Raw genomic sequence first — 25,272 nt, 5'->3', positions numbered from 1 at the left:
CGGGAACCCGCCGGTCGGGTTCCCGGTAGTGCCGGCCGCTGGCCGGCAACGTCATGTTCCCGTGGATGCCGGCAGCGGTCGGCATTGCCACGCATCAGCCTCACCCCAGGTCGCCCAACCGCGCCTGCAATGCGGCAATCGCGGCCAGCCCGGCCGTTTCCGTGCGCAGGATCCGCGGGCCCAGCTGCAGCCCCTGGAAGCCGGCCGCTTGCAATCACGATGCCGCCAGCGGGAGCGGCTTCCAGCGTCGGCATTCGCTGGCGGCCTGATCGGCAATCCGCCGGTCGGGTTCCCGGTAGTGCCGGCCGCTGGCCGGCAACCCCATGATCCCGTGGATGCCGGCCAGCGGCCGGCACTACCACGAAGCCTTACCCCAGATCGCCCAACCGCGCCTGCAACGCCGCGATCGCGGCCAGTCCGGCCGTTTCCGTGCGCAGGATCCGCGGCCCCAGTTGCAGCCCCTGGAACCCTGCCGCTTGCAATCACGATGCCGCCAGCGGGAGCGGCTTCCTGCGTCGACATTCGCTGGCGGCCTGATCGGTAATCCGCCGGTCGGGTAGCTGGTAGTGCCGGCCGCTGGCCGGCAACCTCATGTTCCCGTGGATGCCGGCCAGCGGTCGGCATTGCCGCGCATCAGCCTCACCCCAGGTCGCCCAACCGCGCCTGCAATGCGGCAATCGCGGCCAGCCCGGCCGTTTCCGTGCGCAGGATCCGCGGGCCCAGCTGCAGCCCCTGGAAGCCGGCCGCAGCCAGTTGATCGCGATCACGGGGTGACCAGCCGCCCTCCGGGCCGATCGCGATCACGATGCCGCCTGCCGGCGCAGCCTGCAGCGTCGACAGCCGATGCGCGCCCAGTGGGTCCAGGGTCAGGCGCAGCGTATCGGCCGGCAGCGCAGCGGCGGCCTGGGCCAGCGACAGCGGCGAACCCACCCGCGGGATGCGTGCACGCCCGGACTGGCCACAGGCCGACGTCACCACGTTGTTCCAGTGCGCCACGCGCTTCTCGGCCCGTGCCGCATCCAGCTTCACCTCGGTCCGCTCGGCGTTGACCGGAATGATCGCCGCCACGCCCAGTTCGGTGGCCTTCTGCAGGATCAGGTCCATCTTCTCGCCGCGGGCGATGCCCTGCAGCAGGGTGATGGCCAGCGGCGATTCGTTGTCGACGGCCTGCACCGCGTCGATGCGGACCTGGACCTCGCGCTTGCCGGCCACGGTCAGCGTCGCGCTGTAGTCATGGCCGTCGCCATTGAACAGTACGCAGGTATCTCCCTCGCGCAGGCGCATCACCCGCACCAGGTGGTTGGCCGTCTCTTCCGGCAGGGTCACGGTCTGGCCGCTGTGCAGCGCCAGGTCGATGGGGCAGCGGGTCACGCGCATGCAATCGCCTCGTCGATGGCTGCCAGCGTCGCATGTGCCAGCAGCTCCAGTTGTTCGTCGTCCACGCAATAGGGTGGCATCCAGTACAGCACGTCGCCCAGCGGGCGCAGCACCACGCCACGTTTCAGCGCGGCCTTGTACGCGTGCAGGCCCAGCCGCAGGGCCGGGTCGAACGGCGTGCGCCGGTTGCCGTCGCGCGACAGTTCGAAGGCGACCACCATGCCCGCCTGGCGCACGTCGGCCACGTGCGGATGGTCGCTGAAAGGAGCCGCCAGCGTGCCCATCACCGAAGCGATGCCGCGGTTGCGGGCGATCACATCGTCGTCGCGGAAGATGTCCAGCGTCGCCAGTGCGGCTGCGCAGGCCAACGGGTTGCCGGTGTAGCTGTGCGAATGCAGGAACGCACGCTCGCGCGTGTCGTCAAGGAAGGCGTCGTACAGCGCCTGGGTGGCCAGCACTGCGGCCAGCGGCAGGAAGCCGCCGGTCAGGCCCTTGGACAGGCACATCAGGTCCGGCATCACCCCGGCCTGCTCACAGGCGAACAGGGTGCCGGTGCGGCCGAAGCCGGTGGCGATCTCGTCGGCGATCATGAACGCGCCGTGCGCGTCGCACAGTTCGCGCACGCGCTGCAGGTAGACCGGATCATGCATGCGCATGCCACCGGCACACTGCAGACGTGGCTCCAGCACCACCGCGCAGACTTCTCCCGGGTGCTGGTCGAACAGCGTGGCCAGGCCATCGGCCGCCTGCCGCGCACGATCGGCCGCGCTCTGGCCCGGTTCGGCCAGGTAGGCATCGGGCGAGGGGGCGAACAGGCCTTCGGCCAGCAGCGGCGCATAGACCCGGCGATACAGCGGGATGTCACCCAGCGCCAACGCGCCCAGGGTTTCGCCGTGGTAGCCGTTCTCGAGCGCGATGAAGCGGGTGCGCCGGGACTCTCCGCGATTCTGGAAGTACTGGAAGGCCATCTTCAGCGCCACTTCCACGCCGGCCGAACCGTTGTCGGCGTAGAACACCTTGGCCAGCGGTGCACGGCCGGCCTGGCGTGGCGCGAGTGCCAGCAGGCGTTCGGCCAGGGTAATGGCCGGCTCGTGGCCGAAGCCTGCCAGCATCACCTGTTCCAGTTGCCCGGCCTGGGTGGCGATGGCGCCCCCGATGCGCGGCTCGGCGTGGCCGAACAGGTTGGTCCACCAGCTGCTGACCGCGTCCAGGTAGCGGTTGCCATCGTGGTCGATCAGCCAGGCCCCTTCGCCACGGGCGATCGGCACCAGGGGCAGGGTGTCCGGATGCTCACGCATCTGCGTGCACGGGTGCCACAGCACCTGCAGGTCGCGCTGCCGCCAATGGCTGGCCAGCGGGGAAGGGGTTGGGTCTGCTAGCATTTCGGGCTCATGAACATGTTGCTGCCTGCACATTCTATCGGCCCCGGCACAGCCGCCGGTCGCCGCGGAGATCCCGCATGAACGATGACCGTGCCGGCCGTCGCTTGCCGATCATCCATCGGATCACCGATGAGGAGAACGGCCCCTTCCAGCGCCAGCATCTGGACCTGGAGTTCTCCAACGGCGAACGCCGCCGCTTCGAGCGGCTGGTCAGCCGCGGGCATGGTGCGGTGGTGGTGGTGCCGATGCTCGACGACGAAACCGTGCTGCTGGTACGTGAATACGCCGCTGGCATGCACCGCTACGAGCTGGGGCTGGTCAAGGGCCGGATCGACGCCGGCGAGACCCCCGAGCAGGCCGCCGACCGCGAACTGAAGGAAGAGGCCGGTTATGGTGCGCGCCGGGTCGACGTGCTGCGCGCGATGACCCTGGCCCCGACCTACATGAGCCACCAGTCGTGGCTGGTGGTGGCGCGCGACCTGTACCCGGAAAAGCTGGCCGGCGACGAGCCGGAAGAACTGGAAGTGGTGCCGTGGAAGCTGGCCGATCTGGACCGGCTGATGCTGCGCGAGGACTTCTCCGAGGGACGCTCGCTGGCGGCGCTGTTCATCGCCCGCCAGTGGCTGCAGGGAACGCGATGATCAAGCTGACCACGGACCTGCGCGAGACCGCCATCGCCATCGCCCAGGAAGCCGGACAGGCCATCATGCAGGTGTACGCCGATGGCTTCGAGGTGCAGATCAAGGACGACGACAGCCCGGTCACCGCCGCCGACCTGGCCGCCAACCAGGTCATCGAACTGGGCCTGCGCCAGCTGACCCCGGACCTGCCGATCCTGTCCGAGGAATCGGCACAGGTGGGGTGGGAACAACGGCGCCACTGGGGCGCGTACTGGCTGGTGGACCCGCTTGACGGCACCCGTGAATTCGTCAAGCGCAATGGCGAGTTCAGCGTCAACATCGCGCTGATCTACCAGGGCGCGCCGGCCTTCGGCGTGGTGCTGGCGCCGGTTACCGGCATCGTCTGGCATGCCATGCGTGGCGAGCTGGCCTACCGGCGGCAGGGCCTGCACGACACCGTGCTGCGTACCCGCACGCCGGCCACCGCCCCGCTGCGCGTTGCCGCCAGCCGCTCGCACCGTTCGCCGGAAACCGAGGCGCTGCTGGCGCGCATGGGCCGCATCGAGACCATCGCGCAGGGCTCGTCGCTGAAGTTCTGCCGGATCGCCGAAGGCGGCCTGGATGTCTACCCGCGGCTCGGCCCGACCTCTGAATGGGATACCGCGGCCGGCCAGTGCGTGCTGCACGCCGCTGGTGGTGCGGTGCTGTCGGCGGCGACCGGCAAGCCGTTCCGCTACAACCGCCGCGAAACCCTGTTGAACGGCGATTTCATCGCCCTTGGTGATACCAGTCTGCCGTGGCGGGACTGGTTGTCCGACTGATTCCTGGAGGCCGCATGAGCGCGCACGACACCCCTGCCGCCGGCAGCGAGGCAAGCCATCAACTGCAACGCCTGCTGGTCATCATGGCGCGCCTGCGCGACCCGCAGGGAGGTTGCCCATGGGACCTGGAGCAGGACTTCTCGACCATTACCCCGTACACCATCGAGGAAGCCTACGAGGTGGCCGATGCGATCGACCGCGGCGACCTCGACGATCTCTGCGACGAGCTCGGCGACCTGCTGCTGCAGGTGGTGTTCCATGCGCGCATGGCCGAGGAGCAGGGCGCGTTCGGCTTCGCCGACGTCGCCCGCGCGATCAGTGACAAGATGCAGCGCCGCCACCCGCATGTGTTCGCCGATGTCAGCGTCGACGATGCCGATGGGGTGATGCGCAACTGGGAGGCGATCAAGCGCGCCGAGCGTGCCGCCAAGGGCGAGCAGGACACCTCCGCACTGGCCGGCATCTCGCGCGGCCTGCCGGAGTGGCAACGTGCGGTGAAGCTGCAGTCGCGCGCGGCCAAGGTCGGTTTCGACTGGCCAGGTCCGCTGCCGGTGCTGGACAAGGCGGCCGAGGAGCTGCAGGAGCTGCGCGAGGAGTTCGAGCGCGGCGATATCGCGGGCAACAAGGCGCGGCTGCAGGAAGAGCTCGGCGACCTGCTGTTCGTCTGCGCGAACCTGGCACGCCATGCCGATGTCGACCTGGGCGCCGCCCTGCGCGGCGCCAACCACAAGTTCGAGCGCCGTTTCCGTGCGATGGAGGCGCAGGCCGAAGCACAGGGCAGCGCATTGCCCGCACTGGACCTGGATGCGCAGGAAGCGCTGTGGCAGCAGGCCAAGGCGGCGGAGAAAGCGTGAAGACGCTGGGCCTGTTCCTGCTGACCGCGCTGGCCGAGATCGTCGGCTGCTACCTGCCCTGGGTATGGCTGCGCAAGGGCGGCAGCGTCTGGTTGTTGTTGCCGGCCGCGGCCAGCCTGGCCCTGTTCGCGTGGCTGTTGACCCTGCACCCGACCGCCAGTGGGCGGGTCTATGCGGCCTACGGTGGCGTGTACATCGGCACCGCGCTGTTCTGGTTGTGGCTGGTCGACGGCATCCGCCCCAGCCGCTGGGACCTGCTGGGCGCTGCGCTGTGCCTGGCCGGCATGGCGGTGATCATGTTCGGGCCGCGCACCTCATCAGGGTAGCGCCGGGCCATGCGTGGCGGCGCTTCCTGCCGACCGTGCTGGCGCGCGCAAGCCGGGCATGGCTCGGCGCCACAAGGTCGGCGATGGTGCATGATGGCGACGACCCTGGTTCCCGGAGCACGCGCATGTCCCGCTTCGCCAGCTTCCGCGAGTTCTATCCGTTCTACCTCAGCGAGCATCGCCACCCGGTGTCGCGCCGCCTGCACTTCATCGGCAGCTGCGGGGTGCTGCTGCTGGTTGCGGCTGCAATCCTGCGCGGGCAAGCCATCCTCGTGCTGGCCGCCCTGGTCTGCGGTTACGGCTTCGCCTGGGTCGGTCATTTCTTTTTCGAGAAGAACCGCCCGGCGACATTCCAGCACCCGCTGTACTCGTTCATGGGCGACTGGGTGATGTTCGCCGACATCCTGCGCGGGCGCGTGCCCTGGTAGTTCCCCTGTGAATGGGGCCTTCACGCGCTATGCTGGGGCCTGGACGTCACAGATAAGGAAAGCGAGATGTTCCCGACCATGTTTTTCACCGCGGTACTGGCTTTCGTGGCCGTGGTCATCCTGTTCAAGGCGGTACGGATGGTACCGCAGGGCTACGAATGGACCGTCGAGCGCTTCGGGCGGTACACGCACACCATGAGCCCCGGCCTGCACTTCCTGATCCCGATCGTGTACGGCGTGGGACGCAAGGTGAACATGATGGAGCAGGTGCTGGATGTGCCCAGCCAGGAAGTGATCACCAAGGACAACGCCGCCGTGCGCGTGGACGGCGTGGTGTTCTTCCAGGTCCTGGATGCGGCCAAGGCCGCCTATGAGGTGGCCAACCTGGAAGTGGCGATGATCGCCCTGGTGCAGACCAACATCCGTACCGTGATCGGTTCGATGGACCTGGATGAATCGCTCAGCCAGCGCGAGGTCATCAATGCCCAGCTGCTGAGCGTGGTCGACCATGCCACCAATCCCTGGGGCGTGAAGGTCAACCGCATCGAGATCCGCGACATCCAGCCGCCGCGCGATCTGCTGGACGCGATGGCGCGGCAGATGAAGGCCGAGCGCGAAAAGCGCGCGCAGATCCTCGAGGCAGAGGGTTCACGCCAGTCGGAGATCCTGCGCGCCGATGGCGAAAAGCAGGCCACCGTCCTGGAGGCCGAGGGCCGTCGCGAAGCCGCGTTCCGCGATGCCGAGGCGCGCGAACGCCTGGCCGAGGCCGAAGCGATGGCCACCAAGGTGGTGTCGGCGGCGATCGCCGAGGGTGACGTGCAGGCGATCAACTACTTTGTCGCGCAGAAGTACGTGGAAGCGTTCAAGGAACTGGCCAGTTCGCCGAACCAGAAGCTGGTGCTGATGCCGATGGAGGCCAGCGGGGTGATCGGATCGATCGCAGGCGTGGCCGAACTGGCAAAGCAGGCGCTGGCCAGCCAGGACAACAAGGCCGCGGGCAAGCGGCCGCCGCCGCTCGGAGGCTGACATGCGCTGGGAAGTCGTCGGTTGGGGCGCGTTGGCGCTGCTGCTGTTCGCGGCCGAAGCGCTGGCGCCGGGTGCGTTCATGCTGTGGATCGGCATTGGCGCGGCGGCCGTGTTCGTGCTGGTTGCGGTATTCAGCGACATTCCGCTGTTGTGGCAGGTGATCGCCTTCGTCCTGCTGAGCGTGGTGTCGATCCAGTGCTACCGGCGCTGGGGACGGCCGCGGGCACGGCCCAGCGATGCGCCGTTGCTCAACCGCCGCGCCGAGCAGCTGGTCGGCCGGGAGGTGGTACTGCAGCAGGGCATCGTCGATGGCCACGGACGGGTCAGCATCGACGATGCGTCCTGGCCGGTGAGCGGCCCGGAGCTGCCGGCGGGTACGTGGGTGCGGGTGGTGGCGGTGCAGGGCAGCACGCTGCAGGTCGAGGCTGCGGGCCGCTCCCTGTAGAGCCGGGCCGCTTCGTGCGGGCGCCGGGCGTGGGCTCGGCGCTTGCGCTCCGGCGCTGCGCTGCGGCACGCCTGCGGGCGACCGATCTGGGATAATGGGGATTCTTGTTTCCTCTGCTGCCGGACCCGGTCATGACCCAGAAGACGCTGCTCAACGATACCCACCGCGCCCTCGGCGCCAAGATGGTCGATTTCGGGGGTTGGGACATGCCCATCCACTACGGCTCGCAGCTGGACGAGCATCATCTGGTGCGTCGCGACGCCGGCGTGTTCGACGTCAGCCACATGACCGTGGTCGACCTGCGCGGTGACCAGGTCAAGCCGTTCCTGCGTCGCCTGCTGGCCAACTCGATCGACAAGCTGAAGGTGACCGGCAAGGCGCTGTACTCGTGCATGCTGAATCCGCGCGGCGGTGTCATCGACGATCTGATCGTCTATTACCTGGACGAAGGATTCTTCCGCATGGTGGTCAACGCATCCACCCGCGAGAAGGATCTGGCGTGGCTGCGCGAGCAGGCCGCGCCGTTCGGCGTTTCGGTCGAGCAGCGTCCGGACCTGGCGATCCTCGCCGTGCAGGGCCCGAAGGCGCGCGACATCGTGATCGGCCTGGCCCGCGAAGCCGACCGTGCCGCGTTGACCAAGCTGGGGCGTTTCGCCGCCCTGCAGGCGCAGTCCGATGATGGCGTCGAGCTGTTCGTCGCGCGCACCGGCTACACCGGTGAAGATGGTTTCGAGATCCTGTTGCCGCAGGATGCCGTGGTCGCGTTCTGGAACCGCCTGCTGGCGGCAGGGGTGAAGCCGGCCGGCCTCGGCGCGCGCGACACCCTGCGCCTGGAAGCCGGCATGAACCTGTACGGCCAGGACATGGATGAAGAGATCAGCCCGTATGAAGCGGCGCTGGCCTGGACCGTGTCGCTGGACGAAGGCCGCGACTTCATCGGCCGCGACGTGCTGGAGGCGCAGAAGGCCGCCGGCACCGCGCGCCAGATGATCGGTCTGGTGATGGACGAGAAGGGCGTGCTGCGCCACGGCCAGGCGGTGACCACGGCCAGTGGCCAGGGCGAGATCCTGTCCGGCACCTTCTCGCCGACCCTGGCCAAGGGCATCGCCTTCGCCCGTGTGCCGGCCGGTGAGCTCGGCGAGGTCACCGTCGATATCCGCGGTCGGCAGGTGCCGGTGCGCGTGGTCAAGTTCCCGTTCGTGCGCGAAGGCCAGGCCCAGCCCGGCGTGCTCGCCGACGCCTGATCCGGACATGCCGGTCGTCACTGACAGCAGTGGCGGCCGGTTGGTTACACTAGCCCCGTTTTTTCCACCCCCTGCATATCTCTGGAGCAGTCCCATGAGCGAGATCCCCGGCGACCTCAAGTTCCTCAAGTCCCATGAGTGGGCCCGTGTCGAAGGCAATGGCCGCGTCACCGTCGGTATTTCCGACCACGCCCAGGGCCTGCTGGGTGACCTGGTCTACGTCGAACTGCCGGAAGTCGGCGCCGACGCCAAGGCCGGCGAGCAGATCGCCGTCGTCGAGTCGGTGAAGGCCGCCTCGGACGTCTACAGCCCGGTCAGCGGCAAGGTCGTCGAGGTCAACGCGGCGCTGTCCGACAAGCCGGAAACCATCAACGAAGATGCCTACGGCGAAGGCTGGATGTTCGTGGTCGAACTGACCAACGCCGAAGAGATCAACGACCTGCTCGATCCGGACGCGTACGCCGAAGCCCTGGAGAACGACGACCACTGAGTCGTCGCCTCCGGGTTCTGGAACGGCCACCTTCGGGTGGCCGTTTTTGTTTTGACGACCGCATCGGACTCATGCCGGCCGGTTCGCTGCGCGCCCTCGGCGCGGCATCAGCAGACAGACGAACGGTGCCGACAGGCGTGCGCAGTTTTGCGCAAATCCACGTTTCCGCCCCGCTCCGACGCAGTCGGATGTGAAAACTTTTCGCCCCCCGTTGCGGCCCCGTTGTGCTGGCGTTGGCGGCGGTGCCAGCAACCATCGGCGAAGCACGCGCACGCGCGCGACGGCACTACGCATGATTGCGCGGAGTGCTTATTTCAAGTGGTTTTTGTTCAACGTGTGCATCGGCGCTGGTCGTTGCGGCGCACGTGGTCACCGCGTCAACCGCCATTGCAGGCCGTGCGTGCCGGCGGCGCAGGCGGTGTCCGGGATGGCGCGGATGTGAAAATTTTTCGCGGGGGTTGTTGACAGTAAAAAAAACCGTGATTAGGTTTCGCCTCAGCAGACCTTGCCTGCCCAACCGAGTGCGCAGAATCAATCGTCCGATGCGAAGCAGCCCCCTCAAGACCACCGCGACCCTGATGACGGTGGACACGGCCCCGCTTCCCCCGGAGAAATGCAAGGCACCTTCCGTTCCAGTGCCCGCTCCGCCGATCGAGGCGGGCATTGCCGCATCCGTAACGGCGCGCCTGACGCGCCGGCGGTCCCCGCACGCAGCATCCGCGGGTTTGATCCACCTGGGCGTTTCAACTCCCTATCACTGACGAGGAGCCATCCCATGGCAACCAAGAAAGCTGCGAAGAAAAAGCCCGCCGCCAAGAAGGCGGTGAAGAAGGTCGCGAAGAAGGCCGCTGCCAAGAAGGCAGTGAAGAAGGTCGCGAAGAAGGCGACCGCCAAGAAGGCAGTGAAGAAGGCGGCGAAGAAGGTCGCCAAGAAGGCCACTGCGAAGAAGGCAGTGAAGAAGGCGGCAAAGAAGGTCGCCAAGAAGTCCACTGCCAAGAAGGCCGCGAAGAAGGTAGCCAAGAAGGCCACCAAGAAGACCGCCAAGAAGGCAACGGCCCGCAAGCCTGCCAAGAAGGTCGCGAAGAAGGCCACTGCCAAGAAGGCCGTCAAGAAGACCGCCAAGAAGGCAGTGAAGAAGACCGCGAAGAAGGCCACCAAGAAGGCTGCCCCGAAGAAGGCGGCGAAGAAGGTTGCCAAGCGCAAGCCGGCCGCCCGCAAGAAGAAGGCCGCTCCGGTCGCTCTGCCGGCAACCCCGGCGCCGCTGATCTAAGTACTTCCCGATAGCCGCATCCTGAAACCCCTTCCCTGGCTGCCCAGCGGGGAGGGGGTTTTTTTATGGGGCCGTCTGTAGCGTCAAGCCATGCCCGACGGCTTTTCAGACGGTCGACGTTGCCGGTGCGGCGCCGGTGGAAAGCGCTCCACCAGGAAATCCAGGAAGCTGCGCAGGCGGGTCGAACGGTAACGGTCGTGGGCGTAGACCACGTGCATCGGCCGACCGGCCTGGCCGTGTTCGGGGAACAGCTGCACCAGGCGTCCGGCGTCGACATCGGCGCCCAGCAGCAGTGTCGATTGCAGGACGATGCCCAGGCCATGCAGCGCCGCCGAACGCAGCGCTTCGCCATTGTTGATCTGCAGCCGCCCGTCGGGAACGCGGTCGAGCCCGCCAGCATCGCCCTGCAGCCACTGTGCCAGCGCGCTCGGTTCGAACGACAGGCACTGGTGCCGGGCAAGCGCCTGCACGCTGTGTGGCGTGCCATGCCGGGCCAGGTACGCGGGCGAGGCGCACATCATCAGGCGATAGGGCGCCAGCGCACGCGCAACCAGCACGGTGCTGTCGGCCAGCGTTCCGATGCGCAGTGCCGCCTCGAAGCCCTCTTCGGCCAGGTCGACCACACGATCGGTCAGCGTGGCTTCGACGCGGACATCCGGATGACGCGCCATGTACTCGGCCAGCGCCGGCACCAGCGCGTGTGTACCGAAGATCACCGGTGCACTGATGCGCAGCGTGCCCGCCGGTGAGAGCTGCTGGTGCTGCGCCTGCGCGTCGGTCTCCTCCACCAGGCGCAGGATCTCCTTGCAGCGCGTGTAGTAGTCCTCGCCGAATGGCGTCATGTGCTGGCGCCGGGTGGTACGGCTCAACAGCTGCATCCCCAGCCGGGCTTCCAGCGCACGCAGGTGCTTGCCCGCCATCGTCGCGGAGATCTCCATCGCCGCCGCGGCCGCACTGAGGCTGCCCTTGTCCACGATCAGCACGTAGACCTGCATGCTTTCCAGCAGGTTCATCTGACACCCCGGGTGTTGAATGCTGAAACCTGCGCGGAGTTTATCAATCAGGGGTGATCGTACAGCCTGTCCTGCACCGGCCGGATGCACCGGCCGCACTGACAGGAGACCCCCATGGACTTGAATCTTGCAGGCCGTACCGCACTGGTGACGGGCGCGGCCAGCGGCATCGGTGCCGCCGTCGCCAGGCAGCTGGCGGCGCAGGGCGTGCACGTCGCCATCACGTCGCGGCGCCAGGAACCGCTGCTGGCATTGGCCGCACGGATCGAAGCCGACGGCGGCGCAGCACCGGTCGTCGTGGCCGGCGATCTCACCGTTGCCGAGGACGTCCTGCATGTCGCACAGGCATCGCGGGTCGCGTTGCAGCGCATCGACATCCTGGTCAATGCGGCGGGAGGCTCGCGTCCGACCACGGTGGACGCCGCTGACGAGGTATGGGACGAGGCGATCGCCCTGAACTTCTCCGCTGCGCGACGGCTGACCCAGGCACTGTTGCCGGACATGCAGGCGCGCCGATGGGGGCGGGTGATCAACTTCAGCGGTTCGATGGAGCCACGCGCGGTCAATGCCGCTACCGCGGCGAAGGCGGCACTGCATCTGTGGAACAAGGGGCTGGCATCGGAGCTGGCCGGGCAGGGCATCACGGTGAATGCGATCGCGCCGGGGCGTATCAACAGCGCGCAGATCCTCGATCGCCTGCATCCCACCGAAGCCAGCCGGCGCGAGTTCATTGCGCGCAACATCCCCATCGGACGCTTCGGAGAGCCGGAGGAAGTGGCGCCGCTGGTGGCGTTCCTGGCCTCGCCGCTGGCTGGCTACATCACCGGTGCGGTGATCCCGGTGGACGGTGGCATGCACTACTTTGCGCACTAGCGCTGCGGAGCTGTAGCGCCGAACCCATGCTCGGCGGTTTTTCGCCACGATGCCGCTCGGCCGAGCGTGGCTCGGCTCAACACAACAACAAAAAGGGCGGCCCGCAGGCCGCCCTTCAGGCTCACGGTCGAGCCCGCCCGATCAGCGCGGCGAGGCAACCGCGCGATTGCCGGAGGCACCCTTGCCCTTGCGCTTGTCCTGCTGCGCCGGGCTCGCACCCTCGGCCATCAGGTTGTCGCTGCCAAAGTCGGTGTCCACGTCCAGCCAGCGCTGCGCCGGCAGGCCCAGCGCGGAGTCGAGCACGGTCGGCAGCAGGCCGCTGGGCAGGCCGCTTTCGCCATTCCAGAGGATGGCGATGCCGAGGTCGCGTTCCGGCACCAGCGCGACCAGGCCGCGATAGCCCTGCACGGCGCCGGCATGGAACACCACGTCGTGGCCGGCGTAGTCGAACGTGCGCCATCCCAGGGCGTAGCCCGCCGAGTGCAGGCGCTCGCGACGCCACCCCGAACGCATTTCGCCCGGGGTGTTGATCAGGCTCGAATGCAGCGTGGCCAGCAGCGGGGCCGGCAGCACGTCGGGGCGATGGCCGGTATGGGCCAGCAGCCACTGCGCCATGTCACTGGCGCTGGCATTGACGCCGGCCGCCGGCGCCACGCGGTAGTAGGTCGGCTTCGGCGTCAGCGAGACCCAGCCATTGCGGCTGCGCACGTGCGGACGCGCCCAGCGCGAGCTGGCCTGGATGCCGGCCAGGCCCAGGCTGGCATCGTTCATGCCCAGCGGCTTGAAGATGCGGCGCTCCACCGACTGCTCGTAAAAGCTGCCGGACGCGGCATAGACGACGTCGCCGATCAGGCTGAAGGCCACGTTCTGGTAGGCGTAGCAGTCGCCCGGCAGGCACTTGAGGCTGGTGTTGGCCAGCTTCTGGGTCAGCGCGTAGTACTCGGCGTTGCCTTCGATATCGCGGTCATAGGCGTTGTAGGGCAGGCCGACGCGGTGGCTGAGCACATCGGCCACGGTCAGCCGATCGGTTGCTTCCGGCGAGCTCAGGCGGAAGCCCGGCACGTAGTCGGTGACCTTGCTGTCCCAGCGCAGCGTACCGTCGTTGACCAGCAGGCCGGCCATGGTGCCGGCGAACGCCTTCGACAGCGAGGCCAGGCGGAACACAGTGTGCGCATCGACCGGCTGCGGATTGTTGACGTCGGTAACGCCATAGCCGCGCGCGCTGAGGATGCGGCCGCCCTGCACGATCGCCACCGCCATGCCCGGCACGCGCTCGCCATAGGTGAGCTGCTGCGCCATCGACTCGATGTTGGCGACGTTGAAGCCGGGGGCCGGCGCCTGCACATGCGGCACCAGCCCGGTGCGGTAGGCCGCTGGCTGGGTGTGCGGCACGGCGCTGGTGGCGGCCGATTCAATGTTGGCCGGCATCGGTGGCAACGCCGGCGGGGTCTGCGCGGTGGTGGACAAGGCAACGGGCATCAACATGCCCAGCAAACCGGTAGCCGCCGAACGGATCGGACGACGCAGGCTGTTCTTTTTCATCGGTTGGACCCGTGCGCGACTGCTGATGGCGATTCTAGCGCCGCTTTTCCTCTGTGCACAAACAAAGCGAAGATGAATGCGCATCTCGTTGAAAAAGTTGGAATTTTGACGCCCCGAAAGTGTGTCGGAACGTGTCGCCGCTGGGCTGCGTCCTGCGCCGTCGCAGGCGGCAGGACGGGGCACGCTGGCGCTGTTGCGGTGCATTGGCTAACGTACGCGCTTCACTGCCCCCCGGAGCCTGCCATGCCGCTGTCCAACCGCCGTCTGCGGGCGAGGGCCGCTGTGTGAGCGCGGCACCGGGCAAGGGGGCACTGCGCGGACTGACGACGGCGCTGCGCGAGTCGCCGGCGCTGTGGTGGTCGTTCCTGTACTTCTTCTGCCTGCTCAGCGGCTACTACGTGCTGCGCCCGGTGCGCGAGGCGATGGCCGCTTCCGCCGACCTGGAAACGGTGTTTCCGCCCGTGCTGATTGCCTGGTTCCAGAGCCATGGCATCGCATTGAAGGATTTCGTCCTGCAGTTCCTGTTCTCCTGCGTGTTCGTGATCATGCTGGTGCTGCAGCCGGTCTACGGCTGGCTGGTCAGCCGCTTCCCGCGGCGCGTGTTCCTGCCCGCGGTGTATGGCTTCTTCATCGTTACCCTGCTGGGCTTCTATGTCATGTTCGACAGCGGCGTGCCGGGCCGCGGCATGGCGTTCTTCTTCTGGATCACGGTCTTCAACCTGTTCGCGGTGGCGGTGTTCTGGAGCTTCATGGCCGACGTGTTCTCCAACGCGCAGGCACGGGCCTTCTACGGCTACATCGGCGCGGCAGGCACCATCGGGGCCTTCCTCGGCCCGATCATCACCAGTGCGCTGGTGCAACGCGTGGGCATCGCCAACCTGATGCTGGTCTCGGCCGGTTTCCTCGCCATCTGTCTGTTGAGCATCTGGCGGCTGCGGCACTGGGCGGTGCTGCGCGAACGCGAGCAGCAACTGGTGTCCGGCGAGCAGCCGATGGGCGGCAGCGTACTGGATGGCCTGAAACTGATCGTGCGCGAGCCGCTGCTGCGCTGGCTGGCGGTGATGGTGGTGTTCGGCGTGGGCGTCGGCACGCTGTTGTACAACCAGCAGGCCAGCATCGTGCGTGCGGCCTTCACCGACCCGGCGGCCAGTACCGCGTTCTTCTCGCGCATCGACCTGGCGGTGAACGCGCTGGCGCTGCTGACGCAGCTGGGCCTGACCCGCTGGCTGCTGTCGCGCCATGGCATCGCGCCGGCGCTGCTGGTTCCCGGGTTCGCGATCCTGATCGGCTTCTCGGTGCTGGCGGCCTCGCCGATGCCGCTGATGGTCGCGGTGGTGCAGGTGATGACCCGCGCCAGCGAGTTCGCGCTGGCCAAGCCGGCGCGCGAGACCATCTACACGCGCGTGGACCGGCAGTGGCGCTACAAGGCGGGCGCCGCGATCGACACCGTGGTCTACCGCGGCGCGGACCTGAGCTTCGCGTGGCTGCACAAGGGCCTGTCCCTGTTCGGATCGCACGTCGTGTTCATCGGTGGCGTGGTGGTGGCCGCGTGCATGACCGCTGCCGCATTCGGCGTGCTGCGCGAAGAAAAGAAACTGCCGCGCGACCGCTGATTTGCCGGGGTCAGAGCCCTTTCCCGCGGGGAAAGGGCGCTGACCCCATTCTCCTTCCCTGTCCAAGGAACCGCCCATGTACTGGATCGCACTCGCCCTGACCCTGCTGGTCGCACTGCTGCACGTCTATTTCCTGGTGCTGGAGATGTTCCTGTGGACCCGCCCGCTGGGCCTGAAGACCTTCCGCAACACGCCGGAGAAGGCCGAGACCACGCGCGTGCTGGCGGCCAACCAGGGCCTGTACAACGGCTTCCTGGCGGCAGGCATCGGGGTGGGGCTGGCGATGGCACAGCCGGTGCTGGTGACGTTCTCGCTGGCCTGTGTGGTGGTGGCGGGGTGCTATGGCGCCTACAGCGTGAGCCGCCGCATTTTCATGATCCAGGCGGTGCCGGCGATCCTGGCGTTGGTGTTTCGCGCGCTGGCGTAGTTTCCAGCCAACGGCGCAGCCCCTCGTGGGTGGTCGCGTGGAGCGGGCCATGTGTTGGGTGTGGCGGGTGGGCCGTGCAGGGGACGCTGCAAGTACGTCCATGTAAGCTCGATGGCGCCATCCATGGCGCCAACGCCCCCGGCCCACCCGCCACACCCCTGACAGTTTCAGGGCGCGGCCAGCCCACGGAGAAGAAAAAGAAGATCAACAGCAACAGCAACAGCAAAAAGCGGCCGGTGGGCCGCTTTTGCTGTTGCTTCTGCTCTTCTTTTTTCTCTTGCGTGGGTGGGCGCCGCAGAGATCCGTCCGAGGCTGGGGGCGGTGGGTTCGCGGGGGTGTCCGCGGCATGGATGCCGCGGCCAAGCCCCCAGGGATGGGTTCACGGCGTCCCCCGCGAACCCACCGTCCCCAGCCCAGCCAGGGCTTTCCGCGATCAACCGTCTACCCACGAGGGGCTGCGCCGTTCGCGGGAACACTACTTCGCCGGCGACATCCACATGTCGATGACCGCGCTGAACACCTCCGTCCCTGCGCGGTCGCGCACGCTGACCGTCACCGGCAGCGCATACCCCTCGGCCGCAACGACAATCGGCTGCGCCGGCAACGCCACCGCCTGCAGCGTGCCCCGTGCCTTGGCCAGGTACTGCACCTGCATTCCCTTCGGAATCCAGCGCATCCCCTTCGGCAGCGATGCATCGACCATCAACCCGGCGGTCAGTTCGGCCAGGTTGCACATCGCGATCGCGTGCACCGTGCCGATGTGGTTGCGCACCCTGCGGCGGTCGGCCAGCGTGCCTTCGCAGCGGCCGTGTTCCAGGCGGGTGATGCGTGGCGCGATGCTGGCGAAGTAGGGCGCCTTGAAACACACCGCGCGCGAGAACAGCCAGTTGCCGGCAGGCCAGCGCTGCAGGCGGTTGTAGAGCGAGACCAGGGGCGTGGACATGGTGGGTATTCCGGTCGGCGGATAAAGCGACGGCGGGCCGAGGCCCGCCGTCGAGGCAACGCGTGTCGCGGGCGATCAGGCGGCCTGCGAATGCGGATCCTTGTGCTGGCGGTCGTAGTAGCTGGCCGCGCGCAGTTCGTGGGTGTCGAAGTCGTCCACGGTGATGGTGTCCAGGGTCAGCGTGCGCAGCTCTTCCAGCAGGCTGCGCTCGTCCTGGGTGATCACGCCCTCGGCCACGGCCTCGTCCAGTTGTGCCTTGAAGTCCAGCGCCTCGATGCCCTTGCTCTTCAGCGCCTTCAGGAACTTGCGCTCCACCGGCTCGGCCATGATCGCCTTGCTCAGGTAGCTGTTGATGCGGCCACCCGGGTTGTTCTCGCAGGGGGTCAGGAACACGCCACTGGCCAGGCGGTCGCGGGCTTCGTTCGGCGCCATCAGCAGGGCGGCGACGCGGCGGCTCAGGCGGTCGCCCGGAGCCTCGGCACGACGGCCCAGCGGGAAGATCAGCGCCCACATCAGCCAGCCGATCGGCCGGATCGGGAAGTTGCGCAGCGCGGCCGACAGCGACTCTTCGATCTTGTGCACGCTGTCATGGAAGGCCCAGGCCAGCAGCGGCTGGTCGGCCTGCGGTGCGCCTTCGTCGTGGTAGCGCTTGAGCATCGCGCTGGTCATGTAGACGTGGCTCAGCACATCGCCCAGGCGGCCGGACAGCGATTCCTTGAACTTCAGCTTGCCGCCCAGGGTCATCATCGAGATGTCGGCCATCAGCGCCAGGTTGGCCGAGTAGCGATCGAGCTTGCGGAAGTAGCGGCGGGTGTAGGCGTCGCCCGGGGCGGCACCGAAGCGCGCGCCGGTCAGGCCGAACCAGAACGAACGCACGGCATTGGAGATGCCGAAGCGGATGTGGCCGAACAGGCTGCGGTCGAACTCCTGCAGGCCGGCGCGGGTATCCGGATCCTGCGCGGCCTTCATTTCCTTCAGCACCCACGGGTGGCAGAGGATCGCACCCTGGCCGAAGATCAGCAGGCTGCGGGTCATGATGTTGGCGCCTTCCACGGTGATCGCGATCGGCGCGGCCTGCCAGCTGCGGCCGGCGAAGTTGCGCGGCCCCAGGATGATGCCCTTGCCGCCGATCACGTCCATCATGTCCGAGATCACTTCGCGGCTCATGGTGGTGCAGTGGTACTTGGCGATCGCCGACGGCACCGACGGCACGTCGCCACGGTCGACCGCGGCAGCGGTGGCCTGCGACAGTGCGCTGATCTTGTAGGCCTTGCCGCCGATGCGGGCCAGTGCTTCCTCGACGCCCTCGAAGCGGCCGACCGACAGGCCGAACTGCTTGCGGATGCGGGCATAGGCGCCGGTGACCGCAGCACCGGCCTTGGCACCACCACTGGCGGTGGACGGCAGGGTGATCGAGCGGCCCACGGCCAGGCACTCGTTGAGCATGTTCCAGCCCTTGCCGGCCATGGCCGCGCCACCGATCAGCTGGGTCAGCGGAATGAACACGTCCTTGCCGCGGATCGGGCCGTTCTGGAACGTCGAGTTCAGCGGGAAGTGGCGACGGCCGATCTCGACGCCGGCGGTGTCGCGCGGCAGCAGGCCCAGGGTGATGCCGATGTCGCGGGTGTCGCCGATCAGGCCATCCGGGTCATACATGCGGAAGGCCAGGCCGATCAGCGAAGCCACCGGGGCCAGGGTGATGTAGCGCTTGTCGAAGGTCAGCTTGACGCCGAGCACCTGCTCGCCGTTCCACTCGCCCCTGCAGACAATGCCGTAGTCCGGAATCGAGGTGGCATCGGAGCCGGCAAACGGACCGGTCAGGCCGAAGCAGGGCACTTCACGGCCATCGGCCAGGCGCGGCAGGTACTGGTCCTTCTGTTCCTGGGTGCCGTAATGCACCAGCAGTTCACCCGGGCCCAGCGAGTTGGGCACGCCGACGGTGGAGCTGACCACCGAGGACACCGAGGCCAGCTTCTGGATCACCTTGTGGTGGGCCAGCGCGGAGAAGCCCAGGCCACCGTATTCCTTCGGGATGATCATGCCGAAGAACTTGTTCTTCTTGATGAAGACCCACAGCTCCGGCGGCAGGTCGGCATGGACGTGGGTGATTTCCCAGTCGTTGACCATCGCGCACAGCTCTTCCACCGGGCCATCGAGGAAAGCCTGCTCTTCGGCGGTCAGCTGCGGCTTGGGGTAGTTGAGCAGGATGTTCCAGTCCGGATCACCGGTGAACAGTTCGCCCTCGAAACCGACCGAACCGGTTTCCAGCGCGATGCGCTCGGTCTGCGACAGCGGCGGCAGCACCTTGCGGAACACCTTCATCATCGGGCCGGTCAGCAGCGGCTTGCGGATGAACGGCAGCAGCAGCGGCACGGCGATGACGGCCAGTACGGCGGCAGCCACGATCGTGGCGGTCTGGTTGACGTAGGGAATGAACCAGCAGGCGACCAGCAGGGCCACGCTGATCAGCGTCCAGGTAACCAGCCGCATGCGGTGGTAGGCGACGAACGCGCCTGCCAGCAGCAGGGCGAGGAAGGGAAGAACGATGCTCATGAGCGTGCTCCGGTGACGTGCTCGTTTGTGGCGGACGAAGCTGCAGCATCCGCTGCGGGCAACACGTCCAGATAGTCCAACACAGTAGCGGTAAAGGCGTCGTTGTCATCGCCGGCGACCATGTGCGTGGCCTGCGGCAGCTGTACATGACGCGCGTGCGGCGCCAACGCCAGGAATTCGGCCACGGTCTGTGGCGTGACCAGGTCGCTTCGGCCGCCGCTGACCAGCAGCAGCGGGCACTTCACCTGGCGTGCGGCCTCGGCCAGTGCATCCTGGTGCTGCTCGCTGTCGCGGGCCAGTTCGGCCACCAGGCGCGGGTCCCAGTGCCAACGCCAGCGGCCGTGGCCGTCCTCGCGCAGCAGTGCGCGCAGCGACTGCTCGGATTTGCGCGGACGGTGCGGCATGTAGGCCGAGATCACGTCGGCGGCCTGGGTCAGCGAGGCGAAGCCGTCGGGATGGGCGGTCATGAAGGCGAGGATGCGCTCGACACCGGCGGTATCCCAGCGCGGGGTGATGTCGACCAGCACCATCGCCGAGAACAGCCCCGGCCAGCGCGACTCGGCCAGCAGCCCGAACAGCCCGCCCATCGAGGCGGCAACCAGTACCGGCGGGCGCGGCTGTTCACCGGCCAGCACGATCAGGTCGTCGGCGAACTGTTCGCCGTGATAGGGCAGGTCGGCGCTATTCCAGTCGGAATCGCCATGGCCGCGCGCGTCGTAGGCCAGCGTCTGCAGGCCGGCCGCGCTCAGTGCGCGGGCGGTGGCATTCCAGGCGTGGCGGGTCTGGCCGAAGCCATGCGCGAACAGCACCCGACCGCGCCGGCCATGGTCGCTTACGGTCGCCGCCAGGCGAGCGCCATGGGCGGCGTCCAGGCGCAGGTCATGAAACGCAGCGGAAGTTGGGGACGTAACCATACTTGCTAGTATGGATCGCTTCCGAGGGATGTCAATACTGCATGGTATGGTGCGCTGCGGAAGGTGCCTGGAGAGGGGCTCACGGGACCCTGTGACGGTTTCGACCGCAACCGCGTACTGCAACGAACCCCGGCGTATGGTTAAATCAGTCCATGAATCAACCTGACGCTTCCGCTGGCGAACCGCGCGCCGGCCGCAACAGCCGCCTGAGTGCCGAAGACTGGGCCCAGGCGGCCCTCGATCTGATTGCTGAACAAGGTGTCGGCGCCGTCGCGGTGGAGCCCCTGGCTCGGCGACTGGGTGTCACCAAGGGCAGTTTCTACTGGCATTTCCCCTCCCGCGACGCATTGCTGCAGGCGGCACTGGAACGCTGGGAACTGTTTGAACAGGAACAGGTATTCGGCAGCCTGGAAGACGTGCCGGATCCGCGCGTGCGCCTGCGCCAGCTGTTCCAGATGGTGGCGCATGAAGTGCAGCCGCACATCATCTACAGCGAATTGCTGAAGGCGCTGGACCACCCGATGGTGCGGCCGGTGATCGACCGGGTCTCGCAGCGTCGCCTCGACTATCTGGTCGCCTCGTTCCGACAGGCCGGCCTCAGCTCGACCGATGCACGCCATCGCGCGCGCCTGGCCTATGCCGCCTACGTCGGCTTCCTGCAGTTGTCGCTGCAGCTGCAGCAGCCCAAGCAGGCGCGCGAGGACTTCGAAGCGTACGTCGAGCATCTGATCGAGACGCTGATTCCGAACGGATGAGCGCCCCGGGATCAGCGTGAACAAGGACCGCGGCGATGCCGCGGTTTTTTTTCAGGCGGCGCAGCCCCTTTCCAGGCGGCATAACGAACAACGGCCCCGTGCGGGGCCGTTGCGGCATCAGCTGATCGGAGTACCGATCAGAACTTCTGCTTGTACTGCATGTAGATCAGGCGACCGATGTCGTAGCCGCCGTAGTAGGAGTACTGCGAGTTCGGCGCCGAGTACATCTGCGGGCCGTAGTGGTCGAACACATTGCGTGCACCGACCGCGATGGTCGCATTCCACGGCGCGTTCCAGGAGACCTGGACGTCGTGGAAGGTGGTGGCGCCGCGCTTGTTCTGCGCCTGGTTGCGGGCCGGATCCGGCGAGCCGTAGTCAGGCAGCGAGCACTCGGTGGCGTAGTAGCAACGCTCCTTCACGCTGGAGAAGTAGCGGGTGCCCCAGGTGATGCCGAAGTCGCCGAATTCCCAGCCAACGGTCAGGTTCGAACGCAGGCGGAAGTTGCTGCCGAAGCCATTGTAGATCTGCACCGGGGAGTCATCATTGGCCGTCTTCAGGACGTTCTTGGTGACGTAGGTGTTCTGCAGGTTGAAGTTGAAGCTGCCCCAGGTGTCGGTCGCATAGCGGTAGCTTGCATCGAAGTCGAAGCCTTCGGTTTCGATGAAGCCGGCGTTGCGGCTGCCGTAGGTCAGGTTGTTGACGTAGCCGAGCGTGGCGTCACGGGTGAAGGTGCTGCAGCGCTCAGCAATGCCCAGAACGTAGCAGTCGTTCAGCTGATCCGTCGGGGTATCGGAAACGATCGTGTTCTCGATCTTGATGTTGAACCAGTCCAGGCTCAGGTTCAGGCCCGGGGCGAAGGTCGGGCTCCAGACCAGGCCAACGGTCTTGGACTTGGACGTTTCCGGAGTCAGGTTCGGATTGGAGCCGGAGGTGAACGGCACCGGGCTCTGCTCATCCGGGCCTTCCGCCGGGACGTAACCCTGCTTCAGCTGGCGGAAGTTCGGGGCCAGTGCACCCAGGGCGGCAGCGCATCGCTGGGCCGTGGCGGCATCGGTTGCGGCCAGACCGAACGAGGTATCGCACGGATCGGTGAAGTACTCGAAGGACTGCGAGCTGCCGCCGTACAGGTCGGCGATGGTCGGCGCGCGGAAGCCCTCGGAGTAGGTCGCGCGGACCAGCAGCTGATCGATCGGGCGCCACTTCAGGCCGAACTTGCTGTTGGTCGTGTTGCCGAAGGTGCTGAAGTCGGAGAAGCGGGTGGCTGCGCTCAGGCTCAGTTCCTTGGCACCGGGCAGGTCGGCCAGGATCGGTACGTTCAGCTCCAGGTACACTTCATTGACGTCGTACTTGCCGCCGGTCGGGCCAGCCGCCAGGTCGGTGGAGTAACCCGACTGCGACAGCGCGTCCGGATTGAAGTTGCCCTTCTCTTCGCGGTACTCGTAACCCAATGCGAAGCCCAGGTCGCCTGCCGGCAGGGTCAGGATGCTGCCCGCGATGTTGGCGTAGTAGGACGTCATCGTGGTTTCGCCGACGTTGTGCGTCGTCGGGAACAGGAACTGCTGCAGGTCCGGATTGCCGGTCAAGCCGCCATCACCGGTGCGGCCGAACGGAATGGCCGGGTTCCACGGAATGCAGCCGCCGGCGCCGGGGCCGTAGGCCGGGTTGGTGCCCGCAGCCAGGCCCGCAGCGGTTCCGCACTCCACGCGGCCGGTTGCCGGGTTGTAGAACGAGGCCCCGGTGGCGGCGTTGGCCGCCAGGACGTTGTAGTTGCCGGTCTGGCTCTGGTTGTTTTCGGAGTTCTGGTAGAGGTAGCCGGCTTCCCAGTCGAAGTACTTGTCCTTGAACTGGAACGAGCCCTGCAGCGCGCCGCTGAAGCGGAACGTCGTCAGCTTGTTGTTGGACACGCGCGGCACTTCCCAGCCACGGCGGACATACGCCATGTCCTGGCCGAACGGGTTGTAGTAGCTGTTGGCCGACCAGATGGAACCGAGGTTGGCGTACGCTTCGGACTGCAGCGGGTAACCGGCCACCTGCGCTTCCGATTCGCGGCGGGTGTACAGCAGGTCACCGCTGAAACGGACATTGTCGGTGAGGTCGTACTGCAGGTTGGCGAATACGCTGCGACGCTTGGTGGGGGTCAGCAGCTGCATCTGCTGGTTGGAGTTGCTCACGTCACCGGTGATCGGGGTCAGGTCGGTTTCGTGGAAGTCCGCCGCGTTGTACGGATTGCCGCCGCGATTGAGGGTGAGCGACGGTGCGTCCGGATCGGTCGGGTCGTACACCGAGCCCCATTGGCTGACCGAGGTCCAGCCGGCGGTCGGATGGCGATTGGTGCGCGACGATTCGGAGAACCAGCGGTCCTTGGCCCACACCGCCTTTTCGTTGGAGTACTCGGCACCGATGGTGATCGAGCCGCGATCGCCGGTGAAGCCGGCCACGAAATCGGCGCTCTGCTTCTGGCCGTCGCCTTCACTGTACTGCCCGGTGTAGGCGTTGACTTCCAGGCCTTCGAAGTTCTTGCGGGTGATGATGTTGATCACGCCGGCCATGGCGTCGGAACCGTACACCGAGGAAGCGCCGTCCTTCAGCACGTCGATGCGCTCGACGATGGCCGACGGGATCTGCGACACGTCCTGATAGCCGCTGACGCTGGCGCCGAGGCGCTTGCCATCGACCAGGATCAGGGTGCGCTGTGCACCCAGGTTGCGCAGGTCGATGTAGTAGCCGCCGACCATTTCACCGGAGGACAGCGGTTCGGAACGGCTGATGGCCGGGCTGCCGGCGGCAGAAATGTTCTGCAGCACATCAGCGACCGTCTTGAAGCCGCTCTTTTCGATGGTGGCGCGGCTCAGGCTCAACACCGGCTGTGCCGTTTCGGTATCGACCTGGCGGATGCGCGAACCGGTGACCTCGATACGGTCGAGGTTGGTGGCTTCCTGGGCGTGGGCCGTTGCGGTGGTGGCACCGGCAACAAGCGCGATCACAACTGCGTCACGCAGCTGGCTGGACTTGAGTTTCATTGGCTCTCTCTCTCCAAGAAATCTTGGCTGGGGTTAATGCCCGGCGGGGGAGCGAAAAAGCGCTCCCAAATCGCGAGGCTGACCCGATAGTAACGGGCGTTCGCCAAGAATTAAAGCTGTGTTAATCCAGACTGTGATTCTGGTAAAAATCAACTTTTCCCAACCCAGTCAAAGAGTTGCTGGCAGGGTCAATTCGTCATGCCTCGTTTGTTAACGAGGAATGATGAAAAAAGTTTCCGTTGTTATGTATCCGAGTATTTCGGCGCGTTGTGTTTCATTTCCCAGCGACCATTGCGAACGCGTCTTTGTGCGTCCGGCACGCACATGCAAAGGGCGCCTTTCGGCGCCCTCGGGTCTGTCGCTGCACAGCGTGACTGCGGGGATCAGAGATCCTGTTCGTAACGGACATACGGCACGGTGCCGTCGTCGTTGCTTTCATTGCGCGGGGAGAACGGGTTCTTGCCGCGGCTGATCACGTTCTCGGCGCCGACGGTGAGCTGGCCCGACCACGGGGTCCGCCAGGTCAGGCCGATGCCCAGGCCTTCCCACTTGCCGGGCTTGCCCGGGACGTCGACCACGCGGCCGATGATGCTGCCGGTGAAATTGCCGTAACCGGCACCGAGGCTCAGGCTCTTGCTGTCCCAGCGATCGACGAGGGCCGGCGAGGCGTCGGCCAGCGGGACCAGGCGGGCCTTGGCATAGGTGCCGGCGATGGACACGAAGCCTTCGCGACCGATGTTCTTCTGCGCGAACACGGTCAGATCGTTCTGCTCGGCACGCAGGGACGGCGTCTTGTTCGGGCCCGACAACCAGGCCGGCAGGGTTTCACGGCCGGTGCCGGCGGTGATGCCCAGACGGCTGCTGCCACGGTTCAGTGCCGCGGTGCCGGTGAAGCGGCGGCTGTTGAGGTCATCGTCGTCGCCCAGGCTGGCCAGCATGCAGTGGCTGGCCAGTCCGCTGATGCTGGTGCCGCTGCTGCTGTTGCAGAGCAGGCCCAGCGAATCGCCGGACGACAGGCCAAAGGCCGCGTCCAGGGAGTTGCGGCCGAAATGCCAGCGGGCGCCGGCCGCCTGTTCGCCGGTCGGCTCCAGGTACAGCAGCGCCTCCACCTTGCCGCTGCCCTTGTTCCATACCGGCAGCACGGTGCGGGTGTCCTTGCTCTGCGCATGCGCGCCCGTGATCGCGCCAAGGGCGATCAGCAGGGCCAGCGGTAGACGCAGGAAGGTACGCATCGGACCAGTTCAGACAGGGACAGACAACGGAAGTTCCCGTGGGGACGGGAACTTGATCCTAGGGTGTTTATGAATTCTTAACAAGCCTTGATCCTCCCCAGGTA

At 66.8% G+C, this 25,272-nt stretch carries 23 protein-coding genes and 2 pseudogenes; 14 read left to right on the top strand and 11 right to left on the bottom strand.

Annotation, left to right across the window (positions count from 1 at the left end):
- Positions 1-100: 100 nt before the first annotated feature.
- The 4 genes and pseudogenes from AC5P9I_RS03120 to bioA all read right to left on the bottom strand — a co-directional run.
- Positions 101-214 (bottom strand): annotated as a pseudogene (locus AC5P9I_RS03120) (16S rRNA (uracil(1498)-N(3))-methyltransferase); the annotation flags it as partial.
- Between the two features lie 154 nt (positions 215-368).
- A pseudogene (locus AC5P9I_RS03115) lies at positions 369-482 on the bottom strand (16S rRNA (uracil(1498)-N(3))-methyltransferase); the annotation flags it as partial.
- 157 nt (positions 483-639) lie between these two features.
- Positions 640-1,377 (bottom strand): 16S rRNA (uracil(1498)-N(3))-methyltransferase, encoded by a 738-nt coding sequence (locus AC5P9I_RS03110; protein WP_057494966.1) that lies wholly within the window; start codon positions 1,375-1,377, stop codon positions 640-642.
- Complete coding sequence (gene bioA / locus AC5P9I_RS03105; RefSeq protein ID WP_049469795.1) at positions 1,368-2,759, bottom strand: adenosylmethionine--8-amino-7-oxononanoate transaminase; 1,392 nt, start codon at positions 2,757-2,759, stop codon at positions 1,368-1,370. The genes AC5P9I_RS03110 and bioA overlap by 10 nt, the downstream gene beginning before the upstream one ends.
- A 77-nt stretch (positions 2,760-2,836) precedes the next feature.
- On the opposite strand from bioA, the gene nudE reads away from it, so the two are divergent.
- The 10 genes from nudE to AC5P9I_RS03055 all read left to right on the top strand — a co-directional run bounded on the left by nudE (position 2,837) and on the right by AC5P9I_RS03055 (position 10,283).
- Entirely contained in the window at positions 2,837-3,400 is a 564-nt protein-coding gene (nudE, locus tag AC5P9I_RS03100) for an ADP compounds hydrolase NudE (protein ID WP_064239035.1), read from the top strand.
- A complete protein-coding gene (cysQ, locus tag AC5P9I_RS03095; protein WP_049469789.1) occupies positions 3,397-4,200 on the top strand; it encodes a 3'(2'),5'-bisphosphate nucleotidase CysQ in 804 nt (267 codons plus the stop codon). The genes nudE and cysQ overlap by 4 nt, the downstream gene beginning before the upstream one ends.
- 14 nt (positions 4,201-4,214) lie before the next feature.
- Positions 4,215-5,054, top strand: a complete 840-nt coding sequence (gene mazG, locus AC5P9I_RS03090) for a nucleoside triphosphate pyrophosphohydrolase (protein ID WP_049469785.1) — start codon at positions 4,215-4,217, stop codon at positions 5,052-5,054.
- The gene (locus AC5P9I_RS03085; protein WP_049395784.1) at positions 5,051-5,380 is read left to right on the top strand and encodes a YnfA family protein; all 330 of its coding nucleotides are present in this window, start codon (positions 5,051-5,053) and stop codon (positions 5,378-5,380) included. Before mazG ends, AC5P9I_RS03085 begins: the two co-directional genes overlap by 4 nt.
- 125 nt (positions 5,381-5,505) lie before the next feature.
- Positions 5,506-5,808: an Mpo1-like protein gene (locus AC5P9I_RS03080; protein ID WP_049469782.1), complete on the top strand. Its 303-nt coding sequence runs from the start codon at positions 5,506-5,508 to the stop codon at positions 5,806-5,808.
- A gap of 66 nt (positions 5,809-5,874) precedes the next feature.
- Positions 5,875-6,834, top strand: a complete 960-nt coding sequence (locus AC5P9I_RS03075) for an SPFH domain-containing protein (protein WP_049469781.1) — start codon at positions 5,875-5,877, stop codon at positions 6,832-6,834.
- A 1-nt stretch (position 6,835) separates the two neighbouring features.
- Positions 6,836-7,279: an NfeD family protein gene (locus AC5P9I_RS03070; protein WP_049469777.1), complete on the top strand. Its 444-nt coding sequence runs from the start codon at positions 6,836-6,838 to the stop codon at positions 7,277-7,279.
- A 131-nt stretch (positions 7,280-7,410) separates the two neighbouring features.
- Positions 7,411-8,523, top strand: coding sequence for a glycine cleavage system aminomethyltransferase GcvT (gene gcvT, locus AC5P9I_RS03065; protein ID WP_049469774.1), 1,113 nt, complete (start codon positions 7,411-7,413; stop codon positions 8,521-8,523).
- Positions 8,524-8,617: 94 nt separating this feature from the next.
- Positions 8,618-9,013, top strand: a complete 396-nt coding sequence (gene gcvH, locus AC5P9I_RS03060) for a glycine cleavage system protein GcvH (protein ID WP_049469771.1) — start codon at positions 8,618-8,620, stop codon at positions 9,011-9,013.
- Between the two features lie 775 nt (positions 9,014-9,788).
- Positions 9,789-10,283, top strand: a complete 495-nt coding sequence (locus AC5P9I_RS03055) for a hypothetical protein (protein ID WP_049469766.1) — start codon at positions 9,789-9,791, stop codon at positions 10,281-10,283.
- An 83-nt stretch (positions 10,284-10,366) separates the two neighbouring features.
- On the opposite strand, the gene AC5P9I_RS03050 is transcribed toward AC5P9I_RS03055, so the two are convergent.
- Positions 10,367-11,296, bottom strand: coding sequence for a LysR family transcriptional regulator (locus tag AC5P9I_RS03050; protein ID WP_049469763.1), 930 nt, complete (start codon positions 11,294-11,296; stop codon positions 10,367-10,369).
- 114 nt (positions 11,297-11,410) lie between these two features.
- Here AC5P9I_RS03050 and AC5P9I_RS03045 point away from each other — a divergent pair, with 114 nt between their 5' ends.
- Positions 11,411-12,169 (top strand): SDR family NAD(P)-dependent oxidoreductase, encoded by a 759-nt coding sequence (locus tag AC5P9I_RS03045; protein ID WP_049469761.1) that lies wholly within the window; start codon positions 11,411-11,413, stop codon positions 12,167-12,169.
- A gap of 141 nt (positions 12,170-12,310) precedes the next feature.
- Here AC5P9I_RS03045 and AC5P9I_RS03040 read toward each other — a convergent pair whose 3' ends face one another.
- Positions 12,311-13,711 (bottom strand): serine hydrolase domain-containing protein, encoded by a 1,401-nt coding sequence (locus AC5P9I_RS03040; RefSeq protein WP_049469759.1) that lies wholly within the window; start codon positions 13,709-13,711, stop codon positions 12,311-12,313.
- A gap of 284 nt (positions 13,712-13,995) precedes the next feature.
- Here AC5P9I_RS03040 and AC5P9I_RS03035 point away from each other — a divergent pair, with 284 nt between their 5' ends.
- Positions 13,996-15,324: an NTP/NDP exchange transporter gene (locus AC5P9I_RS03035; protein ID WP_130767841.1), complete on the top strand. Its 1,329-nt coding sequence runs from the start codon at positions 13,996-13,998 to the stop codon at positions 15,322-15,324.
- 76 nt (positions 15,325-15,400) lie between these two features.
- Positions 15,401-15,751 carry a DUF1304 domain-containing protein gene (locus AC5P9I_RS03030; RefSeq protein ID WP_049469749.1) on the top strand — a complete coding sequence of 117 codons (351 nt, stop codon included), beginning with the start codon at positions 15,401-15,403 and terminating at the stop codon, positions 15,749-15,751.
- Between the two features lie 475 nt (positions 15,752-16,226).
- Here the strand turns inward: AC5P9I_RS03030 and AC5P9I_RS03025 are convergent, their stop codons facing one another.
- The 3 genes from AC5P9I_RS03025 to AC5P9I_RS03015 form a co-directional block, all read right to left on the bottom strand.
- Positions 16,227-16,694 carry a hotdog fold domain-containing protein gene (locus AC5P9I_RS03025; RefSeq protein ID WP_049469282.1) on the bottom strand — a complete coding sequence of 156 codons (468 nt, stop codon included), beginning with the start codon at positions 16,692-16,694 and terminating at the stop codon, positions 16,227-16,229.
- A 75-nt stretch (positions 16,695-16,769) separates the two neighbouring features.
- Positions 16,770-19,247: an acyl-CoA dehydrogenase gene (locus AC5P9I_RS03020; protein ID WP_049469287.1), complete on the bottom strand. Its 2,478-nt coding sequence runs from the start codon at positions 19,245-19,247 to the stop codon at positions 16,770-16,772.
- Entirely contained in the window at positions 19,244-20,161 is a 918-nt protein-coding gene (locus AC5P9I_RS03015; protein ID WP_049469290.1) for an alpha/beta fold hydrolase, read from the bottom strand. The genes AC5P9I_RS03020 and AC5P9I_RS03015 overlap by 4 nt, the downstream gene beginning before the upstream one ends.
- Before the next feature lie 152 nt (positions 20,162-20,313).
- Between AC5P9I_RS03015 and AC5P9I_RS03010 the strand changes: the two genes are divergently transcribed.
- A complete protein-coding gene (locus tag AC5P9I_RS03010) occupies positions 20,314-20,916 on the top strand; it encodes a TetR/AcrR family transcriptional regulator (RefSeq protein ID WP_005418411.1) in 603 nt (200 codons plus the stop codon).
- A gap of 137 nt (positions 20,917-21,053) precedes the next feature.
- On the opposite strand, the gene AC5P9I_RS03005 is transcribed toward AC5P9I_RS03010, so the two are convergent.
- The gene (locus tag AC5P9I_RS03005) at positions 21,054-23,936 is read right to left on the bottom strand and encodes a TonB-dependent receptor (protein ID WP_049469294.1); all 2,883 of its coding nucleotides are present in this window, start codon (positions 23,934-23,936) and stop codon (positions 21,054-21,056) included.
- A 383-nt stretch (positions 23,937-24,319) separates the two neighbouring features.
- Positions 24,320-25,168: an XOO1806 family protein gene (locus tag AC5P9I_RS03000; RefSeq protein ID WP_049469298.1), complete on the bottom strand. Its 849-nt coding sequence runs from the start codon at positions 25,166-25,168 to the stop codon at positions 24,320-24,322.
- Between the last annotated feature and the right edge of the window lie 104 nt (positions 25,169-25,272).

It is taken from the genome of Stenotrophomonas sp. YJH_SMC_29 (genome assembly GCF_059371235.1).
The sequence above is the reverse complement of the archived record's forward strand: the minus strand, read 5'-3'. Positions and strand labels throughout refer to the sequence as shown.

Excerpts from the sequence above, each read along its gene's own strand:
- AC5P9I_RS03110 (WP_057494966.1), bottom strand. The coding sequence starts at position 1,377 with ATGCGCGTGACCCGCTGCCCCATCGACCTGGCGCTGCACAGCGGCCAG.
- bioA (WP_049469795.1), bottom strand. The coding sequence starts at position 2,759 with ATGCTAGCAGACCCAACCCCTTCCCCGCTGGCCAGCCATTGGCGGCAG.
- nudE (WP_064239035.1), top strand. The coding sequence starts at position 2,837 with ATGAACGATGACCGTGCCGGCCGTCGCTTGCCGATCATCCATCGGATC.
- cysQ (WP_049469789.1), top strand. The coding sequence starts at position 3,397 with ATGATCAAGCTGACCACGGACCTGCGCGAGACCGCCATCGCCATCGCC.
- mazG (WP_049469785.1), top strand. The coding sequence starts at position 4,215 with ATGAGCGCGCACGACACCCCTGCCGCCGGCAGCGAGGCAAGCCATCAA.
- AC5P9I_RS03080 (WP_049469782.1), top strand. The coding sequence starts at position 5,506 with ATGTCCCGCTTCGCCAGCTTCCGCGAGTTCTATCCGTTCTACCTCAGC.
- AC5P9I_RS03075 (WP_049469781.1), top strand. The coding sequence starts at position 5,875 with ATGTTCCCGACCATGTTTTTCACCGCGGTACTGGCTTTCGTGGCCGTG.
- AC5P9I_RS03070 (WP_049469777.1), top strand. The coding sequence starts at position 6,836 with ATGCGCTGGGAAGTCGTCGGTTGGGGCGCGTTGGCGCTGCTGCTGTTC.
- gcvT (WP_049469774.1), top strand. The coding sequence starts at position 7,411 with ATGACCCAGAAGACGCTGCTCAACGATACCCACCGCGCCCTCGGCGCC.
- gcvH (WP_049469771.1), top strand. The coding sequence starts at position 8,618 with ATGAGCGAGATCCCCGGCGACCTCAAGTTCCTCAAGTCCCATGAGTGG.
- AC5P9I_RS03055 (WP_049469766.1), top strand. The coding sequence starts at position 9,789 with ATGGCAACCAAGAAAGCTGCGAAGAAAAAGCCCGCCGCCAAGAAGGCG.
- AC5P9I_RS03050 (WP_049469763.1), bottom strand. The coding sequence starts at position 11,296 with ATGAACCTGCTGGAAAGCATGCAGGTCTACGTGCTGATCGTGGACAAG.
- AC5P9I_RS03045 (WP_049469761.1), top strand. The coding sequence starts at position 11,411 with ATGGACTTGAATCTTGCAGGCCGTACCGCACTGGTGACGGGCGCGGCC.
- AC5P9I_RS03040 (WP_049469759.1), bottom strand. The coding sequence starts at position 13,711 with ATGAAAAAGAACAGCCTGCGTCGTCCGATCCGTTCGGCGGCTACCGGT.
- AC5P9I_RS03030 (WP_049469749.1), top strand. The coding sequence starts at position 15,401 with ATGTACTGGATCGCACTCGCCCTGACCCTGCTGGTCGCACTGCTGCAC.
- AC5P9I_RS03025 (WP_049469282.1), bottom strand. The coding sequence starts at position 16,694 with ATGTCCACGCCCCTGGTCTCGCTCTACAACCGCCTGCAGCGCTGGCCT.
- AC5P9I_RS03020 (WP_049469287.1), bottom strand. The coding sequence starts at position 19,247 with ATGAGCATCGTTCTTCCCTTCCTCGCCCTGCTGCTGGCAGGCGCGTTC.
- AC5P9I_RS03015 (WP_049469290.1), bottom strand. The coding sequence starts at position 20,161 with ATGGTTACGTCCCCAACTTCCGCTGCGTTTCATGACCTGCGCCTGGAC.
- AC5P9I_RS03010 (WP_005418411.1), top strand. The coding sequence starts at position 20,314 with ATGAATCAACCTGACGCTTCCGCTGGCGAACCGCGCGCCGGCCGCAAC.
- AC5P9I_RS03005 (WP_049469294.1), bottom strand. The coding sequence starts at position 23,936 with ATGAAACTCAAGTCCAGCCAGCTGCGTGACGCAGTTGTGATCGCGCTT.
- AC5P9I_RS03000 (WP_049469298.1), bottom strand. The coding sequence starts at position 25,168 with ATGCGTACCTTCCTGCGTCTACCGCTGGCCCTGCTGATCGCCCTTGGC.